This is a genomic window from Haloferula luteola, assembly GCF_014201715.1.
GTDB classification, from domain to species: domain Bacteria; phylum Verrucomicrobiota; class Verrucomicrobiia; order Verrucomicrobiales; family Akkermansiaceae; genus Haloferula; species Haloferula luteola.
Genome location: NZ_JACHFD010000068.1, coordinates 1 through 1,978, shown reverse-complemented (window position 1 = coordinate 1,978; position 1,978 = coordinate 1). Strand labels below are relative to the sequence as shown.

Below are 1,978 nucleotides of genomic sequence, written 5' to 3'. Positions count from 1 at the left end.
GGAAGTGACCTGTCGGGCTCCATGGAGGGAGCGGGAGGCGTGGGGGGCCTGTTGATGCAGCGGACGGTCTCGGACGGGAAGCTGAGACGCCCGGCGTACGACGGAAACGGAAATATCACGGCCTGGGCGCTCAAGGGTTCTGGAGGCACGGCAAATCCCAATATGGAGCAACTGCGGACGGAATACGATGCGTTTGGAAATATCGTGGTTTCAGAAGGAACGTTGAACTCGGAGTTCGGGTTCTCCACCAAGATTCGGGATCCTTACACGGGGCTTTCCTACTACGGATACAGGTATTATGATCCGGTGACGGGAAGGTGGCCATCAAGGGATCCCATCGGGGAACGAGGTGGAATCAACCTCTACGGATTCGTAGGGAATAATGCCATCAGCTTACTCGATGAGTATGGGTTGGAATACAGTGAGATAAATTGTAGAAATGTTAGTTTGGATTTCGGTTTCTCCGCTTACGATGTTGTGGGTGGGAGCGGAAACGTAAGTTTGCATGGAGAGAAATGTGATTGTTGTGATCAAGAGACGGGAGAAACTGAAAAGTTCGGACAGTTCGACGTTAGTGTCTCTGCGGTGGCCACGGTGGGGTTGGGAATTGGGGGTAAAGTGACAATAGCAGGGTATGTGGTTGGTGCAGAAGTTCAAGGTCCGCAAATTGAACTCGTAAACATTTCAGTTCATTACAAAAAAGAGTGTGGGGAAGATGCTAAGACGACGGTCGATATGGTTAAGGCATTCGATTTGAAGCTTTCTGGGACAATCGGCGAGGGTGTTGGGATTACGGTCAATGGTAGTGCTCGAGTGTGGGGTGGATTCAGAGTCGAATTCCAAGATAGAAAATATACATCATACTTCGTTTATGGGAACGAGGCGTCGCTTACGGCAACTGTCCATTTTGGGCTGGCCTCGACGACATTCACTCTGGCGGAGGCCGACCCGAATGAGAGTAAAAAGGAAATTAATTCTGGGTCCTTTTAAGAAATGATGCCTGATCTTGGGAAATATTGGGAACGTGCCCGGAAGGGAGTGTTGACTCCTCGAAGTGTCACAATGTCACTTTTGTTTTTGTTGTGGTATTTGCTGCCGAATACGAGTGGTTTTTTCTTATTGAAAGTGTCGATGACAATTTTATTGGTGATATTTATAGTTTATCGTGTAATTAGTAAGAAATACTAGACCGATTGCCAAAAGTCATTTCCTAAATGCGTGTGCGCCTGTTTAAATTGGATGATGCTGCTCTAGCCGTCCCGTTTTTCGGGAGGATGTCAGTCAGTAAATCTTCTCAACAACCGGTCCCTTTCTGGTTCGCATGATTGGCCCTACGCGGTAAGAAGTATCGACAATTTTGAGGCATGAGAATCTGTGAGCATACGATCGATGAGCGCGTTTTGAAGGGGCGGGATCTGAAGATATTGGATTTAGGAGCGTGTTGCGGTGAGTTCTCGCTAAAGATGTTGGAGTGTGAGCAGCCCCGTCAATGAGACAGTTCTAACTGAGGGGATCGGGCGATAGTGACGCCGTATTCCAATTGTGCCGTAAGCGCTCCACACAGCACCCGTTCACAGTCGGATCATAGAGGTGATACATAGGCATGAATGACCTCTATGACAGAATCCGAGGGGGCGGTGATTCGCTCCGACCGCCGAGTCAAAGGGGTCAGTCCTCGCACTTTAACATTCGTGTCAAAGGAGTCATTCCTGAATGGTAATGAGTTGAGTCACGTGTCATTGACAATCAACGATGTAAGGTCGACCGGATTACGGTAGGCATCTTGTGAATATCCAACCTCTTCTGTCTTCTGAGCGGCTTCTTGGCGACGACGTTTGCCACTTCAAAACGCGTCCGGCAAGCCGCCATCTGCCGCAAAAGGTGGGAGATGATCGTCGGGTCTCCCAGTGGCTATGGGGTGATCTTCGGGGATGTGCTGCCGCCACGGACACTCGCGGAGATCCACCCGAGCTGCCGC

At 49.9% G+C, this 1,978-nt stretch carries 1 protein-coding gene; it reads left to right on the top strand.

The genetic code is table 11. The features are described 5' to 3' along the window. On the top strand, positions 1 to 990 hold a 990-nt coding region (locus HNR46_RS20460; protein ID WP_221285318.1), incomplete at its 5' end, for an RHS repeat-associated core domain-containing protein. Positions 991 to 1,978: the final 988 nt, after the last annotated feature.